Raw genomic sequence first — 17,909 nt, 5'->3', positions numbered from 1 at the left:
TAATTATTATTGAATCAATCAAATGGATGTTTGACAACTGGTTTTTTTGCAAATGGGTGATAGTCACCAATTAAACCTACCGGCACCGCAGAACGTATTCCAAAAACGGTCTCTATCGATCTTTTGGAATCCATCAAACCAAAGCCATTTCCCTCTAAAATATGGTGATAAGAAACCGTATGTAAATCACCAAATCCTTCACTAAATTCAAACTCATGACCATCAATCTGTAAAGATCTGTAGGTCTTTTTTCCTTCAGATAAGATTTCTTCCGGCAAGGTATTTTCGTTGATACTGAGGAAATATCTTACACGGGCTCGTTCATATTCCAGATAACCAGCAACACGATCATGCGTCTGAACATGAACAATATTTTCCTGAAGATTTCCAAATAGCCAACCCAAAAGGTCATAAAAATGGACCCCGATGTTAGTGGCAATTCCCCCGGATTTATGGATGTCACCCTTCCAGGAAGTATAATACCACTTTCCTCTTGAAGTAATGTACACCAGATCCACTTCATGTTTTTCTTTGCGCACTTCTTCTGCAATTTTTTCCTTCAGTTCTTTGACTTTGGGATGATGGCGTAATTGAAGTATGGTATTTACTTTGCAACCTGTTTCACTTTCTATTTCCATCAACCCATCAATGTTCCAGGGATTAAGTACGAGCGGCTTTTCACAAATCACATGTGCCCCCAACCTAAGTCCAAAACGGATGTGTGCATCATGGAGGTAATTCGGCGAACAAATGCTCATATAATTGATTGCATTTCCTTGTCGCTTTATTTTTTCCAAATGCCGATCAAATCGCTCAAATTCAGTAAAAAAATCAGCATTTGGAAAATAGCTGTCAATGATGCCGACAGAATCATTTTTATCGTAAGCGGCCACCAGCGTATTATGAGTTTCTTTGATGGCCTTCATATGTCGTGGTGCGATGTATCCTGCTGCACCTACAATTGCAAATTTTTCAGTCATGACTTTCTGGTAACTTTTGATCGTTCTAATTTATATTCTTGACCTGATTCTGGACAAATTGCGTCCCCGTCTAAATTGAAATCCAATTTGTGGCCATATTCACTCATCCATCCTATCTGACGAGCTGGATTTCCAACCACTAATGCATAATCAGGCACCTCTTTGGTGACTACTGCACCCGCACCTATAAAAGCAAACTGGCCTATATCATGCCCACAAACAATTGTTGCATTGGCTCCAATGCTTGCTCCCCTTTTAACGTGGGTTTTTGCATACTGATTCTTTCTGTTAACAGCTGATCTGGGATTTATTACATTGGTAAAAACCATTGAAGGTCCCAGAAATACATCATCTTCACAAATCACACCGGTATAGATCGAAACATTATTCTGCACTTTAACATTATTTCCCAAAACAACCTCAGGACTTATCACTACATTTTGTCCAAGATTACAATTTCTGCCTATGATACATCCTGACATGATATGCGAAAAGTGCCAGATTTTGGTTCCTTCGCCAATCAGGCAATCAGGATCGACTACTGCAGTTTCATGTACAAAGTATTTTGCTTGTTCACTCATGGTGTTAAGATAAAAATTCCAATACTTTATCTATTATCAGATCTTGCATTTCCTCTGTCAACTCTGTATGAATCGGGAGCGACAATACCTGCTTACATAAAATGTCTGTTACAGGAAGATAACTTAAAGATCCACTGAATGATCGGAATGCTTTTTGATCATATAATGGCAATGGATAGTAGATGGCGCAAGGAATTTGACTTAGACTAAGAAATTCTTTAAGTGCATCTCTTTTACCATTGGTAATTCTTAGAGTGTATTGGTGAAAAACATGATTTCCATGTGAATTTCTAACGGGAGTAATAATGTCAGGATGACCTGAAAATCTATTGTCATAATAGTCTGCGGCTTTGACCCTGGCGGCAGCATATTCATCTAAATGTTTTAATTTAATATCGAGTATAGCTGCTTGTATGGAATCTAACCTTGAATTCACTCCTACAACATCGTGGTAATACTGAACTGACTGGCCATGATTTGCAATCATGGTGATTTTTTTGCCAAGTGTTTCATCTTGCGTAAACATAGCGCCACCATCTCCATAACACCCCAAATTTTTAGAGGGAAAAAACGAAGTGCATCCAATATGTCCAATTGTTCCTGCTTTTACAGTCTTTCCATCTGAATAATAAAAATCTGCTCCGATCGCCTGGGCATTGTCTTCTACTACAAATAGCTTATGTTCTGCTGCAATTTTCATAATAGCTTCCATATTGGCACACTGACCAAATAAATGGACCGGAACAATTGCTTTCGTTTTAGGGGTAATCGCTTCTTTTATGGCTTCTGTGTTAATATTAAAATCATCAGGATATACATCCACCATTACAGGCTTTAATTTCAACAACGCGATGACCTCTGCAGTAGCTACGTAAGTGAATGCTGGCACAATAACCTCATCTCCGGGTTGCAAATCAAGTGCCATAAAAGCAATTTGTAAAGCATCCGTTCCATTGGCGCATGGAATTACATGCTTAATACCCAAATAAGATTCTAAATTCTCCTTAAATGACTTCACTTTTTCTCCACCAATAAACATTGCCTTTTCCATAACATCCATCACTGCGGCATCAACTTCCGGTTTGATTTTATGATACTGCGAAACAAGATCAACCATTTGTAGTTTTATCATGGTATTTATTTTATTTTTTTAAAATTGATATCGAAAATTTAATTGCTGACATTAAGTCCATTTTCATTTATAAAAATGGGTATGGAATCACATCAAATATTTTATAAATCATAGAATAATTACATTATGATTCAAATAATTTCTTAGAGATTGTTTCTACATGCTTACTCTTCATCATTCACTCAATAAACATATTAATAATGATTCATTCTCTTCCAATACTAAAATAATCAAATCCCTTTTCCCTTACTTTTTCAGGCTCAAAAACATTGCGCCCATCAAAGATCAGCGGATTCTTCATCTGCTGCATCATTTGTTCAAAATCAGGTGAACGAAAAACACTCCACTCGGTAATGATTGCAAGTGCATCAGCATTGTCTAGCACTGAATACATTTCATCAGAAATTTCTATGCGATCACCAAACACAGCTCTTACATGGTGATTTGCTTCTGGATCATAAGCTGAAATTATGGCGCCTTCTGACAGAAGATCAGTTATTATTTGCAATGCCGGAGCCTCACGAATGTCATCTGTATTGGGTTTAAAGGCCAATCCCCAAATAGCAATCTTCTTATCACGCAAGTCACCTTTGAAATACTTATATATTTTATCACTGAGAACTTTCTTCTGAATTTCATTTACCTCCATGACTGCCTTTAATATCCTAAAATGATATTCATGATTTTCAGCAGTGTGGTATAAAGCTTTGACATCTTTAGGAAAACAAGATCCTCCATATCCTACCCCAGGGAATAAAAAACGTTTCCCAATACGGTTGTCAGAACCCATTCCAACCCTTACCATGTCCACGTTGGCTCCGGTCGCTTCACATAAATTTGCAATTTCATTCATAAAACTTATCCGGGCAGCCAAATAGGCATTTGCAGCATATTTAGTAAGTTCCGCACTTCGCAAATCCATGATGTAAATTGGATTTCCTTGCCTAACAAAAGGCTCATACAATTCCTTCATCTTTCTGGTAGCACGTTCTGTTTCAGTGCCGATCACCACTCTGTCGGGTCTCAAAAAATCATCCACCGCAACACCCTCACGGAGAAATTCCGGATTAGAAACTACATCAAATTCTTCCGGTCTTAATTTCTTCAAAAGAATCTCTTTTACTTTTTCACCGGTCCCAACAGGCACCGTACTCTTATTGACGATAACCGTATAATGTGATATAAGTGCCGAGAGCTCTTCAGCAACCTGCATCACATAACTCAAGTCAGCAGAACCATCTTCGCCGGGTGGTGTAGGTAATGCGAGAAAAATTATTTCAGCAAAATTCACTGCAGCCCTCAAATCGGTGCTAAAAGAAAGCCTTTTATCACGAGTGTTTCGATCAAATAACAAATCCAGACCCGGCTCAAAAATCGGAATGTCCGCCTGCTGAAGTCTATTTACTTTCTCACTGTTGTTGTCAACGCACATTACATGATGGCCGGTTTCAGCAAAACAAGTTCCTGTGACGAGACCTACATACCCTGTTCCAATTACTGCAATTTTCATGTCTACACTTTATAAGCGCCAATAATGGATTGAATCATCGGGACGCATATACAATCCTTTTAAATCAATTAAAACAGGCTTTTCCTTCATCAATTCTTTAAAATCTTTCATTTGCATCTTCCGGAATTCATCATGTCCCACCGCAACGATAACTGCATCATAATCGCTGGCCGGCTGAGATTTGATATGAATGCCATATTCTTCTTCCGTTTCTTCAGGATCTGCATAAGGATCCACCACATCGACTTGTACAGAATAAGCATGTAATTCATGATACAAGTCAGCAACTTTGGAATTGCGAATGTCTGACACATTTTCCTTAAAGGTGATTCCAAGAATCAAGACTTTGCAATTACCCGGGTTCTTTTCTTTGGAAATTAATAACTGCACCAACTTCTTTGCAACAAATGCCGGCATGCCATCATTTATCCTTCTTCCACTGAGAATGACCTGCGGGTCATATCCCAACTCCTTTGCCTTATGAACCAGGTAGTACGGATCTACCCCTATACAGTGACCGCCGACTAGCCCAGGGTAAAATTTCAAAAAATTCCATTTTGTGCCTGCTGCTTCAATTACCTCCCGGGTATCAATTCCCATCCGATCAAAGATGATCGAAAGTTCATTCATAAAAGAAATGTTGAGATCTCTTTGTGTATTCTCAATGACCTTTGCGGCCTCAGCAACTTTGATACTGCTTGCCTTATAAATTCCGGCATGAATGATTGCACCATACACTTTTGAGATAGTATTCAAAGCTTCCTCATCACTCCCTGAAACTATTTTCAAGATATTTTCAAGCGTGCGACTTTTATCTCCGGGGTTTATCCTTTCAGGTGAATATCCCAGCTTAAAATCTGTTCCAAATTTAAGACCTGAAATAGATTCCAAAATAGGCTTACAGTCTTCTTCCGTACAACCTGGGTAAACGGTTGATTCATAAATAATATAATCCCCTTTCTTTAATACCTTGGCCACAGAACTTGTCGCACCTAAAATAGGCTTTAAGTCTGGAACTTTATGCTCATCTACAGGTGTGGGGACAGCAACAATGTAAAAGCTTGCTCTGGCCAGATCCTTCAAATCAGCACTAAATTCAATATCAGCCCCTTCAAAATCTGCTTGGCCAAGTTCACGGGATGGATCAATATGGTCTTTCATCTTTTGGATCCTGGACTCGCTAATGTCAAAACCTATTACTTTAAATTTTTTTGCCAGCACCAGAGCCAGCGGCAGTCCCACATATCCAAGGCCTACCACTCCAATTGATTTTCTCTTATTTAATAAATCTTCGAACATAAGTTTCGTTTTTACAGCCCTAACAAGATAGGCCTCTCCTCATATTTTCATCTAACCCTTGAGCCCTTAATGGCATGGGCGTATTCTGATTCAAAAGGAGCAACAAAATTACTCGATTTGAGGCATTCATGGAAGATACAGTATTAAAACTTATATATATAAACAAATGTAATTTATATTTTATTGTATTATTGATATTTAAATTGAATTTTTGTGATTTTGGGTTTTGAAAGAGACCCACGAAAAACGTTTTGAAATGGACCCAATGGCGACTTTTGTATTTAGATTTTAATGACCTTAATTCTATATTATGATTTTGGGTTTAAATTATTAAGAGAAGGGAACTGAATACCCCTATTTTAATGCTCGGTTTTGACCGGCCCAATTATACACCAACCTAAATTTCTTGCAACGCATACCACCTGAATTGTATTGGATTTAATGTAACCTAACCAATAGAATTAGATCAGCAATTTCAAAATTTTATTCATTTAATTATGACTCATTACTAGGGTTTTTAACAATTGATCAAAAGTTAAAAGAGTAAAATAAAAACAGATAAATCTAAGTAATTAGAATTGAAGTAATTCAACTTCCATAAGATCTTTAGTAGAACTCTTTCTGTTGAATAAAGTAAAATCTACTGAGTTTAAAAAGGCACAAATGAAGAATGCATTTAGGGTAAGAAACTTGCAGCTGAATCTTCAGAGTAAAAAATCCATTCATAATAATCGTATACAATTAGTTGACATTAGGTAGATCAATTGAACTTAAGAACTCCTATATTGCTGAATTAATATAAATCAAAACGATAATTCTGTAACTTCTACAGAACATATAACACTATTTTTGTTGTTTCTATATCTTAATATATGAATATCGTGAAAGAAAGTCAAATTATAATCCCTTTGGAAGGAATGGACAGTGAACACTGCGCGATGATAATTGACAAAGCCTTGGCTAAAATTGAGGGAATCACAAGTCATAAAGTTGAATTAAATAATAACAGGGCATTAATTGAAGCAACCGACCTGCAAGATGCTTTGGTTCACTCTGTTGAAATTATTCGCCAATTAGGCTACGAAGTGCCCACCGTTAAGGGTATTTTTCCTGTGCTTAATATGAGTTGTGCTTCTTGTGCAAGCAGTGCTCAAAATATTCTGGAAATTCAACCGGGAATTATCAAAGCCAGCGTCAACTACGCAAATACAAATGCAATGGTCGAATACATACCCACTGTAACAAATCCACAAAAATTAAAATCTGCCTTACAAAGCATAGGATATGATTTAATGGTTGATGAAAGTGATGAGGCTAAAGACCAGTTGCAAGATATTCAACAACAAAGATTTAAACTTCTACAAAAAAAAACCATTGCTGCCATAGTTCTTTCAATTCCAGTAGTGATCATTGGAATGTTCTTTATGAATACAAACTATGCAAACTACATTATGTGGCTGTTGTCAACACCGGTACTTTTCATTTTTGGTCGACAATTTTTTATCAATGCCTGGAAACAAATAAAACATGGATCGACCAATATGGATTCACTTGTGGCCATGAGCACAGGTACGGCTTATTTATTCAGTGTTTTCAACACTTTGAATCCGGATTATTGGCATTCCAGAGGACACCACGCACATGTGTATTTCGAAGCAGCAACCGTTGTAATTGCATTTATTCTATTAGGTAAATGGCTGGAGGAAAGAGCAAAAGGTAATTCATCTTTTGCAATAAAAAAGTTGATGGGGCTTCAACCAAAAACCGTTACTGTAATAATGGAATCAGGACTTCATGTGGAAACAAAAATATCCAATGTTTCCATAGGAAATACCCTCTTAGTAAAACCGGGTGAAAAAATAGCGGTTGATGGTATTATTACAAAAGGATCTTCCTTCGTGGACGAAAGTATGATCAGCGGAGAACCAATTCCTGTTGAAAAAAAACTGGACGATGTGGTTTTTGCTGGAACAATTAATCAAAAAGGCAGCTTTGAATTTATAGCAAACAAGGTGGGAGGAGATACGGTCCTTTCACAGATAATAAACATGGTACAACAGGCTCAGGGAAGTAAAGCTCCTGTCCAAAAATTAGTAGACAAAATTGCAAGTATATTTGTTCCGATCGTAATCGGAATCGCAATAATTACGCTTTTGGCATGGCTCACTTTTGGTGGGGAGAATGGTCTGACACAAGGAATGCTATCGATGATTACGGTATTGGTTATAGCATGCCCTTGTGCATTGGGTTTAGCTACCCCTACGGCCATTATGGTAGGTGTGGGAAAGGGAGCAGAAAATGGAATTCTTATCAAGGATGCAGAGAGTTTGGAATTAGCAAAACGAATAAATGCAGTAATATTGGATAAAACTGGCACTATTACAGAAGGGAAACCTGATGTAGCGGAAATCTATTGGTTGAATGAAAATAAAAATGATGCCACTATTTTGCAATCCATTGAAAAACAATCTGAACATCCTCTGGCAGAGGCCATCGTTAGGTATTTAAATTTAGAAGGAAGTTCTGAAATTAGAAATTTTGAAAGCATTACAGGTCTTGGTGTAAAAGCACAGATAAATGATAATTGGTTTTATGTTGGAAATTCTGCATTCTTAGATAAATATAAAATATTAATAGATCCTTCATTACTTACCAAGAATGAATTATGGTTGGAACAAGCAAAAACCGTAATTTGGTTTGCAGACGCTAGTCAGGCATTGGCTATAATTGCGATTTCAGATAAAATTAAAGCATCTTCCGTTGTTGCAATCAAACAACTTAGATCAGCCGGTATTGAAGTATACATGCTCACAGGAGATAGCCAAAATAGCGCTGCATCAATTGCCAAACAGACCGGAATTACAAACTTCAAATCTGAAATGTTGCCTGCTGATAAAGCTAATTTTGTTAAAAAATTACAACAGAAAGAAAAAATAGTGGCAATGGTAGGTGATGGGATTAACGACAGTCAGGCACTTGCACAGGCGGATGTCAGCATTGCGATGGGTAAAGGCAGTGACATTGCCATGGATGTTGCCAAAATGACTTTAATCTCCTCGGACCTTACCAAAGTAATGGAAGCTATTCAACTTTCCAAAATTACTGTAGCAGTAATCAGACAAAATTTATTTTGGGCTTTCGTATACAACATCATTGGCATCCCTCTTGCTGCTGGTATTCTCTATCCTATAAATGGATTCTTACTTAATCCGATGATTGCAGGGGCGGCAATGGCCTTGAGTTCCGTGTCTGTAGTTACAAACAGTCTGAGGCTTAAAAATGCTAAACTAAAATAATTAAGTAAATTAGTTGAATCAAATTTTTAGTTGGTTCAACGGAAAAATTAACTACTCATAATAATAAATAAAACCAAAAAATGGAAATTAAAAAATTTAAGACAAATGTTAACTGTTCTGGATGTGTAGCCAAGGTAACCAATTCTTTAAATGATTCCGTGGGTGCAGGCAATTGGTCAGTTGATATTACAGATCCAAATAAAATATTAACTGTTTCAAACGACCAAATAAGTGAGGAAGAAATAATTAAAGCTGTTCAAAAGACCGGCTTTAAAATAGATTCTCTGATTTGAATTCAAAAAATGATTATAGGATTACTCGCATCATTTTTGAATTTCAAATGTTCAAAAGCCCACATCTTAATTTCTGAATTTTAAAAGTTTCATATTTAATCCGACAGACTTAAAATACTAATATATACCGGACCAACTTTGGGATGACTAAACCAGTCTGTTGACTGTTGAAAATATAATTACATATTATCAATTACAACCACCCTATTGATGTTTATCAAAAAGGAAAGCTGGGCTCAGGAAAGGAGCAAATTAACCTGTTTCGATTTAGAATACAATTTTTCAATATAAAATTAAACAGGCATGGACGAATACAGCAGGTTAATTCCGGATTTTTATAAATTCGATTCAGGGAAGTAATATTCCAGTGATACTTATTACACAATTCTAAAAATATAACTAAATTGCAAAATTATTTAATCAAACAAAACAAATTAAAATGAAAGTTAACCAACAATTGTCCATTCTAGCTGGAGGAATTGCCCTATTTCTCAATTCATGTGCAAAACCTGCAGAGGCACCAAAGCCGATTGACATGGATGCACTAAAAATGGACATCCAAAAAATGGAAGATGCTTTTGCGGCTGGTGAAAAAGCCAAAGATGCCGCTGCAGTGGCTGCCTATTACAGCGATGATGCCATTAGTTATGGAAGGAATTCAGAACCTGTTTCAGGCAAGGCTGCCATTCAGGCAAAAATTGCTGAGGATATTGCCAAAGACAGCACCAATAATTCCAACGTTTACAAAGTGGTAGATATCTTCGCGGAAGGAAACATGGCAGTAGAAATCGGCTCTTGGACTCGGTTGGACTCTGCAGGCACTGAAACTAAAAAAGGACATTACATGTCTGTGTTTCAAAAACGTGATGGGAAATATGTTTGCATTAGAGATATGAACGTAAGCTCTACTCCAGACAAGAAAAATTAAAATAAAAATTATAAAATGGAATCTGCAATTGCAGATTCCATTTTTCAATAACACAGAGAGAATGATAATGCCTAAATAATCCTGAATTGAATCAATTACTAAAATTTTAGAAGCTGTAAATATTCAAAATGTAAGTCTAGAAAGAATTAATTTTAACAAAATCTCTCACAAAATTGATTCCTATAATTGTTGATGTCCTCCTGCTTAATAAATAACAACAAGAATAGAATGAAATCTTATTCTTAGACAATGAAAATAATTGATATCATTTGGTTCACTAACCGCATTTTGAATTTACCAATACTTGTATTCATATTCTTTTTTAATATAATTTTAATTGGTCAACAAAGCCACACCCCAATATTATTCCTGAATGCCGGCTCAGGTATCACACTTGGGCCAGATAGCAGCGTTGTTTCTTGGAAGGATAATGTATCAGGGAATCAGGCTGTACAAAATAATCCAAACGCCAGACCTAAATTTATTAAAAACGGAATAAATGGATTGCCTTCCATTCAATTAAACGGAAAAAGTTCATACATGGATTTTCCCTCCGTTTTCCCTGTTTTAAAAGACTACACCTTATTTCTCATAATTAAAACAGAGGCCCCTTCATATAATTTAATCGGTGGTGCAAACCGAACACTTTGGCTTGGTGGAAATACAAAACCTCAAATGTTGCATCAGGGAAATTTTAACAGCCAGGTGATATCAACTATTGATCCTGGATTAGAACCTGCATTGGTAATAGCTGAATACAATCAAAGCACTCAACGAGGTACTTTTTATATAAACGCTCAATTCGCAGACTCAGCATTCTGCCCTTCGAATATAGATTCCACCATATTCATTGGCGCATACAACAGATCCTATTTTTATAATGGTTCGATTGGTACTATTATTTTATTTCCCGGATTACTGCCTACCAATACGAGAGATTCTATTCAGAAAAAGCTAATGGCAGAATACAAGATCCCGGGCCCTCCCATCCTCGACTCTAGTATCCTGTCGGTGCCAGGGAATCATCATTTTTTTGCCCGAGATCAAAACGATTTATGCAATTTTGAAGTGAAAGGTTATATTTTCGATTCAAAGTTTGATTCTGTTTTCCTAAAATTATATCAAAATGATCAATTAATTTCTAATCTTTCAACCGCAATTTATTTCAGTAATCAAAAAGCTTTATACCAATTTTCTCCGGTTCTTAAATCAGGACTTTTAGATTACAGGATGGAATTAACTGCGCATTCTGCTTCTGGTGACAGTTCCTTATTTATTCGGAATCATCTCTTATGTGGTGATGTCTTTTTAATCAATGGCCAATCTAATTCTATTTTTGGAGGTTCCAATGATTCTGATCCGTTTGTTAAAACATTTGGGCTCAATTATTCACAAAATAAAAAAGACACTTTCTTTACTCCTGCGAGTGCTTCCGGGTATGGAGGCGGGCCAGATATCGGGGCATGGGGAATGCAACTTGCGAAAAACATTGTAAAAAAGCATAAAGTGCCTGTCTGTGTAATCAATGGTGGTGTGGGAGGAACCAGTATTCAGCAGCATCAACGAAATGATTCTAATCCTGCAGAACCCAATTCAATTTATGGCAGTTTTCTTTATCGCATCAACCAATCAAAACTTGGTCCTAAAGTAAAATTCCTATGTTGGTATCAGGGTGAAAGCAATGCGACCCCTCAATATTTTGAAAATTTTAAATCTCTTTATCAGGATTGGAAAAATGACCTCCCCCTGTTAAAAAAAATCTATGTGATGCAAATTCACCACGGTTGTGGCACGGGTGACAACAGTGGTGTAAGAGAAATACAACGCAACCTTCCAAAATCTTTCCCTGACATCACAGTAATGAGCACCAATGGCTTACCTGGACATGATGGATGTCATTATTCAGTTGATGGTTATAGAGCTCTGGCGGAATGGCTCAGTCCATTAGTGGAAAAGGATTTTTACAATGGACCGGAGCTTCCTGACATGACAGCCCCAAATCTCAAATATGCTTATTACACAACACCCTCCAAAAACAGAATCAATTTGGTATTCGAACCGGGAATTCAAGAATTTATTATTCCTAGTGACACAGTAATTAGCAATGTCAACATTAGGTTAATAGACTATTTCTACCTGGACGGTTTACCTTTCGTAATTAACAACATAAGCGCTCAAAAAGACACCGTACTTCTGGATCTTAAAACTGGAGCTGGTGGAAATTTTTTAACCTACCTACCTGAAATATATTACCACAATTCTTCGACTATATTTCAGGGGCCATACATTACCAATTCCCGGAATATTGGTGCTTTAAGCTTTTATCAAGTGCCTGTATTAAGCACTGCTCCAGTTGGAATAGGAAATATTAGCAGCGATCTGACAGATTTCCTTTACTTCAACAATCCTTCTTCCCGGGAAAACTTGCTACTTAAAATTAAACCAAATAATTATTCAGGCGCTCTAAAATTAATTATACTTAGTCTGCAAGGCCAAATTCTATACAGCCAGAACCTGGACAATTTTCATACCGAACAAACAATTTCTTTTCCCGCTCTTCTTTCCGGATCAGGCATGCTTCTTTGGAAAATATATGGCAAAGATTTTTGCAAGACAGGCAAAATAGTAATCAAAGGATAACTCTTGGATGCATTCAGGTAAGCCAAAATGAAATTTCAAGTGCCCGACTAAAATCATAATATTATGAACTTTTGTAAATTGCCTACCTGCTTTAGAACTATTTCCAATATATTTCGTTTTTTTAATAAAACATAGGAGTATCTTTGTAGCCGGTGAAAAGAATAGTTGCTATATCATTTTTGTGTATATTTCTCTTGGGCAAGACTGAATTCGTTCAAATTTTAAGAGTTTCAGCCTTGATTGAGCATTTTTTGGAACATAACCACCTTGACCCTAGAATTAATTTATGGGAATTTTTTTCCATCCATTATGCCAATTCCAAAACCATTGATTCTGACTTTGAAAAGGATATGAATCTTCCTTTTAAATCGAATATAAACTTAATCTCCTTTGATTTATTGGCGTTGCCGATTTCGTATGTTACCAAAGAGATTACTTGTATAGATCTAAATGAAAATAACGGTATCATTGCCTACAAAAATAATTTTATTCATGCCAGCCTACTTTCTAATATTTGGCAACCCCCACGCATGGCATGCAGAGAATACTGTTAAATCATTTCCTGCTGAAGTATTAATTTATAAGTATTTAACCCAACTGTTTGTAGTTAGGTAGGGTTTTCTTCTAAGTAAAAGATTTAATTTCCCTTCTTTGAAAATTACCTTACAAACAAGTGGTATTGTTAAATATAAATGCCATACCACAATCGGTACTAAACAGATCAATTTATACTTTAGATTTTAATATTGAAATTCTAACCATTTCATAAGTTAGTAAACGATAGGTCTTTTGTAGCTTAAAGGATATAGATTGAAAATAAATAATTAGATTTAAACTAATTATCCTTTGCGAAAAGATGCCTGTCTTCAATTAATTGAACTTAAAACAAAATGCATGCTCAACCATATCATTGAATTTTCCATAAAAAATAAACTCCTGATTGGGCTGTTTACTATCATATTGATTGTTTATGGTTTGTATCAGGTGACCAAATTGCCAATTGATGCTGTACCTGATATTACTAATAATCAAGTACAGGTAATTACAATTGCCCCTTCTTTTGGTGCTACTGACATTGAAAGACTCGTCACATATCCAATTGAACAAGCCAACAGCAATATAAATGGCCTTAAAGAAATACGAAGTTTTTCCCGATTCGGATTGTCTTTGGTAACTGTTGTGTTTGATGATGCTACTGATATATATTGGGCCCGCCAACAGGTGGCAGAACGTCTTCAACAAGTCCAGTCACAAATTCCTCAAGGTATCGGAACTCCTGAATTGGGGCCTATCAGCACAGGATTAGGAGAAATCTATCAATACGTGGTGCGGCCTGAAAAAGGATTTGAAAAAAAATATGATGCCACTGAGTTGAGGACTATCCAAGACTGGATCGTGCGAAGACAATTATTAGGTGTGAAAGGTGTCGCTGAAGTGAGTAGTTTTGGCGGCAATCTCAAACAATATGAGATTTCTGTTCACCCCGATAAATTACAGGCTTATCATATAACCCTTCAAGAAGTATTTAGTGCCCTTGAAGACAACAACCAAAATACTGGAGGTGCCTATATTGAGAAGGGACCTGCTGTATTGTACATTCGAAGTGAAGGAATCCTTAGCAGGAAAGAAGATATTCAAAGTATCTTAATAAAAACTTCAGAATTAGGTACACCGATTTTTTTAAGAGACGTCGCTGACATTAACATTGGTTTCGCCACTCGATATGGTGCAATGTGTCTGAATGATCAAGGTGAAGTCTCCGGAGCCATCGTCATGATGCTTAAAGGGGCCAACAGCAGTGAGGTCATAAAAAATGTAAAAGAACGTATCATTCAAATCCAAAAAACACTACCTACAGGAGTTGTTATCGAACCGTTTTTAGACCGCACAAAAATGGTCAACAACGCAATCAGTACCGTTGAAAAAAATCTTCTGGAAGGTGCTTTGATCGTTGTATTCATTCTTGTACTGTTTCTTGGAAACTTTCGTGCTGGCATTCTGGTCGCATCCGTGATCCCACTGGCCATGCTTTTTGCTGTTATTCTGATGAATACTTTCGGGGTCAGCGGCAATTTAATGAGTCTCGGCGCTTTGGATTTTGGTCTGATTGTAGATGGTGCCGTTATCATAGTAGAAGCTGTTATGCACCAACTTACTCATAGTAAAAGTTTTGTCCACCTTAACAGACTTACACAAGGTGAAATGGATAGTAATGTAAAATCTTCAGCCTCAAAAATGATGAACAGCGCAGTCTTTGGCCAGATTATAATTTTGATAGTGTACCTTCCAATATTTACGCTCGAAGGCATTGAAGGCAAAATGTTCAAACCCATGGCTCAAACAGTTGCTTTTGCCTTGGCAGGGGCTTTTCTGCTTTCACTAACTTATATTCCCATGATGAGTGCCTTGGTGTTGAGTAAAAATTTAAAACATACACCGAATATTTCGGATAAAATTATGTTTCGAATTGAAAAGTTTTATCAAAATTTACTTTCTAAAATTTTAATGTTTCCCAAAACTGTTCTGTTGATTGCTTTCACTTTATTTGCATTGGCCATTGTCCGATTGAGTATGTTGGGAGGAGAATTTATTCCGGCATTGGAAGAAGGTGATTTTGCTGTTGACACCAGAGTACTTACAGGCAGCAACCTGAAAACTACCATCGAACATACGCAAAAAGCAGCTCATGTATTGATCACTAATTTTCCTGAAGTAGAAAAAGTGGTGACCAAGATTGGGAGTGGAGAAGTACCAACCGACCCAATGCCAATGGAAGCGAGTGACATGATGGTCATACTTAAAGACAAAAAAAAATGGACATCTGCTAAAACTTTTGATGAATTGGCAGAAAAAATGGCTCAATCCTTGGAAAATGTTCCGGGAATCACCGCAAGTTTTCAATATCCTGTTCAAATGAGATTTAACGAACTAATGACCGGAGCAAGACAAGACGTTGTATGTAAAATTTTTGGAGAAGATTTGGACACACTTTCCAGCTATGCTGAAAAAATGGGAGGTTTGGTAAATGCGGTAAATGGTAGTGAAAATCTATATATAGAACCGATATCCGGAATACCCCAAATCATTATCAATTACGACAGAGCCGCTGTGGCACAGTACAAACTAAATATCAAAGACATAAATAATGTAATCAATACCGCTTTTGCTGGTCAATCGGCCGGACAGATTTATGAGGGTGAAAAAAGATTTGAACTTGTGGTAAGGCTGAATCTTGATCAAAGGAAAAATTTGGATGATGTCAGAAATCTAATCATTCCAACACCCGATGGTCAAAACATTCCACTTAATCTACTTGCTAAAGTGGAAATCAAAAATGGCCCTAATCAGATTCAACGTGAAGATGCAAAACGCAGAATAGTGGTCGGATTCAATGTATCCGGACGAGACATTCAAAGTATAGTTGATGAGTTGAAACAAAAAGTGGAAGAAAATTTAAAACTCCCACCAGGCTATTATGTAACTTACGGAGGTGCGTTTGAAAATTTAATTGCGGCTAAAAAGAGACTGAGCGTAGCCGTACCGGTATCGCTGATTATGATTTTTATTTTACTTTTCTTTGCATTTAATTCAATCAGACATAGCTTACTTATTTATACCGCCATTCCGCTCTCTGCTATAGGAGGAATTTTGTTTTTGTCACTCCGAGGGATGCCCTTTAGCATCAGTGCAGGTGTAGGATTTATTGCATTATTTGGCGTAGCTGTTCTCAATGGAATTGTCCTTATTGCAGAATTTAACAGACAAAAAGAATCTGGATTAAAAGACCTTCATCGCATTGTAATTATGGGCTCCAAGGTGAGACTAAGACCCGTGCTAATGACAGCCATGGTGGCCTCACTAGGCTTTTTACCGATGGCCTTGAGCGACGGAGCCGGGGCGGAGGTACAACGCCCCCTTGCCACAGTAGTTATTGGAGGATTAATTGTAGCTACCTTTTTAACACTTTTTGTCCTCCCGGTTCTTTATGTAATCTTCGAAAAAAATTCAAAAATGAAACCTGGCAAACATTCAATTACAACGATTATAATTCTGATTCTGAGTACATCAATAAATGTCTTTTCCCAAAAGTTACTCACCCTGGATGAAATTGTTGACCAGGCACTCAAACACAATCTGAGCCTTAAATCAATTGAAGCCACCAAAGCGTTCAAAAAGGAAATGATAAAGTCTGCTTATGACATTCCCATGACAAACCTGTCATCTGAACTAGGTCAGATAAACAGCGTTTACACAGATTTTGCCTTCGGTATTAATCAATCATTTAATCTGCCGACTGTTTATAAAAGACAAAAAAAATTGCTGGAAAAGGAATATCAGACCGAAATTGCAAATTTGAGTCTGAAGGAAGCAGACATTAAAAAAATGATTATGCTTCACTTTTCCAATTTAATCATACTAAAAGAAAAAGAAAAAAATCTGAATAAATCGGATAGCATCTTCACAATCTTAATGGAAAAAGCCAGACTTCGCTATCAAAAAGGGGAAAGCAATATCATGGAAAAAACTACCTACGAGATCATTCTTGGCAATATTCAACTTCAGAAAAAAAATATTCAGCAAAATCTTTTAACTATAAAAAACAACCTTAAAGTAATGATGAATTCACCTATTGATTTTGAACCTGAATATAAAGATATAAAACTTGAGCCCCCCCCCATTCTTACTGAAATAAAAAACAGTCAACACCCCATAATGAATTTAGCAGACCAAAAAATTTTACTAGCAACTCAAATGACCCAATTGGAAAAATCAAAAATGCTGCCTGTACTGAATCTTGGTTATTCAAACATGAGCATGAGAGGAACAGGAGCCGACAATGTTTTATACACATCTTCTAAAAGATTTAATTCGGTTCAGGTAGGAATTGGAATTCCCATTTCATCAAAAGCACAGAAAGCTAGGATAAATGCCTTTCAGTTGAATGAACAAATAGCGAATATCTCCAAGGAAGAACAAATGCAATTACTTCAAAACAGTAGGACGAACTCAATGATTGATTATACAAACAAAAGGTCATCAGTAGAATATTTTGAGCAATTTGCAATACAAAATTCAAACATATTAACACAAACAATCAATGATCAGCTAACTAAAGGGGATATAAATTATTTAGAGTGGGTCATGTCCATTAATCAAATTATTGCTGTGCAAAATGATTATCTCAATGCTGTCAAGGAATTAAATGAAAGTATTATAGAAATCAATTACTTAAATTCAATCAATTAATAA

11 protein-coding genes are annotated in these 17,909 nt (G+C 36.5%); 6 read left to right on the top strand and 5 right to left on the bottom strand.

The window, feature by feature from the left end:
• Nucleotides 1-14: 14 nt before the first annotated feature.
• The 5 genes from IPJ53_03305 to IPJ53_03285 all read right to left on the bottom strand — a co-directional run bounded on the left by IPJ53_03305 (nucleotide 15) and on the right by IPJ53_03285 (nucleotide 5,502).
• Nucleotides 15-980 carry a Gfo/Idh/MocA family oxidoreductase gene (locus IPJ53_03305; GenBank protein ID MBK7798118.1) on the bottom strand — a complete coding sequence of 322 codons (966 nt, stop codon included), beginning with the start codon at nucleotides 978-980 and terminating at the stop codon, nucleotides 15-17.
• Complete coding sequence (locus IPJ53_03300) at nucleotides 977-1,561, bottom strand: N-acetyltransferase (protein ID MBK7798117.1); 585 nt, start codon at nucleotides 1,559-1,561, stop codon at nucleotides 977-979. Before IPJ53_03300 ends, IPJ53_03305 begins: the two co-directional genes overlap by 4 nt.
• A gap of 4 nt (nucleotides 1,562-1,565) precedes the next feature.
• Nucleotides 1,566-2,693, bottom strand: a complete 1,128-nt coding sequence (locus IPJ53_03295) for a DegT/DnrJ/EryC1/StrS family aminotransferase (GenBank protein ID MBK7798116.1) — start codon at nucleotides 2,691-2,693, stop codon at nucleotides 1,566-1,568.
• A gap of 205 nt (nucleotides 2,694-2,898) precedes the next feature.
• Entirely contained in the window at nucleotides 2,899-4,203 is a 1,305-nt protein-coding gene (locus IPJ53_03290) for a UDP-glucose/GDP-mannose dehydrogenase family protein (GenBank protein MBK7798115.1), read from the bottom strand.
• Nucleotides 4,204-4,212: 9 nt separating this feature from the next.
• Nucleotides 4,213-5,502, bottom strand: coding sequence for a nucleotide sugar dehydrogenase (locus IPJ53_03285; protein MBK7798114.1), 1,290 nt, complete (start codon nucleotides 5,500-5,502; stop codon nucleotides 4,213-4,215).
• A gap of 872 nt (nucleotides 5,503-6,374) precedes the next feature.
• Here IPJ53_03285 and IPJ53_03280 point away from each other — a divergent pair.
• The 6 genes from IPJ53_03280 to IPJ53_03255 all read left to right on the top strand — a co-directional run bounded on the left by IPJ53_03280 (nucleotide 6,375) and on the right by IPJ53_03255 (nucleotide 17,906).
• Nucleotides 6,375-8,798 (top strand): heavy metal translocating P-type ATPase, encoded by a 2,424-nt coding sequence (locus tag IPJ53_03280; protein ID MBK7798113.1) that lies wholly within the window; start codon nucleotides 6,375-6,377, stop codon nucleotides 8,796-8,798.
• Nucleotides 8,799-8,878: 80 nt separating this feature from the next.
• On the top strand, nucleotides 8,879-9,091 hold the full coding sequence (locus IPJ53_03275; GenBank protein ID MBK7798112.1) for a heavy-metal-associated domain-containing protein: 213 nt from the start codon (nucleotides 8,879-8,881) through the stop codon (nucleotides 9,089-9,091).
• A 439-nt stretch (nucleotides 9,092-9,530) separates the two neighbouring features.
• The gene (locus IPJ53_03270) at nucleotides 9,531-10,019 is read left to right on the top strand and encodes a nuclear transport factor 2 family protein (GenBank protein MBK7798111.1); all 489 of its coding nucleotides are present in this window, start codon (nucleotides 9,531-9,533) and stop codon (nucleotides 10,017-10,019) included.
• A gap of 249 nt (nucleotides 10,020-10,268) precedes the next feature.
• A complete protein-coding gene (locus IPJ53_03265; protein ID MBK7798110.1) occupies nucleotides 10,269-12,659 on the top strand; it encodes a hypothetical protein in 2,391 nt (796 codons plus the stop codon).
• 251 nt (nucleotides 12,660-12,910) lie between these two features.
• Nucleotides 12,911-13,213 (top strand): hypothetical protein, encoded by a 303-nt coding sequence (locus IPJ53_03260; protein MBK7798109.1) that lies wholly within the window; start codon nucleotides 12,911-12,913, stop codon nucleotides 13,211-13,213.
• Nucleotides 13,214-13,553: 340 nt separating this feature from the next.
• On the top strand, nucleotides 13,554-17,906 hold the full coding sequence (locus IPJ53_03255) for a CusA/CzcA family heavy metal efflux RND transporter (GenBank protein ID MBK7798108.1): 4,353 nt from the start codon (nucleotides 13,554-13,556) through the stop codon (nucleotides 17,904-17,906).
• Nucleotides 17,907-17,909: the final 3 nt, after the last annotated feature.

This window comes from Candidatus Vicinibacter affinis, assembly GCA_016714365.1.
Taxonomy (GTDB): Bacteria; Bacteroidota; Bacteroidia; order Chitinophagales; family Saprospiraceae; genus Vicinibacter; species Vicinibacter affinis.
Note: the sequence above shows the minus strand (reverse complement) of the source record. Positions and strands in the feature narration are given on the sequence as shown.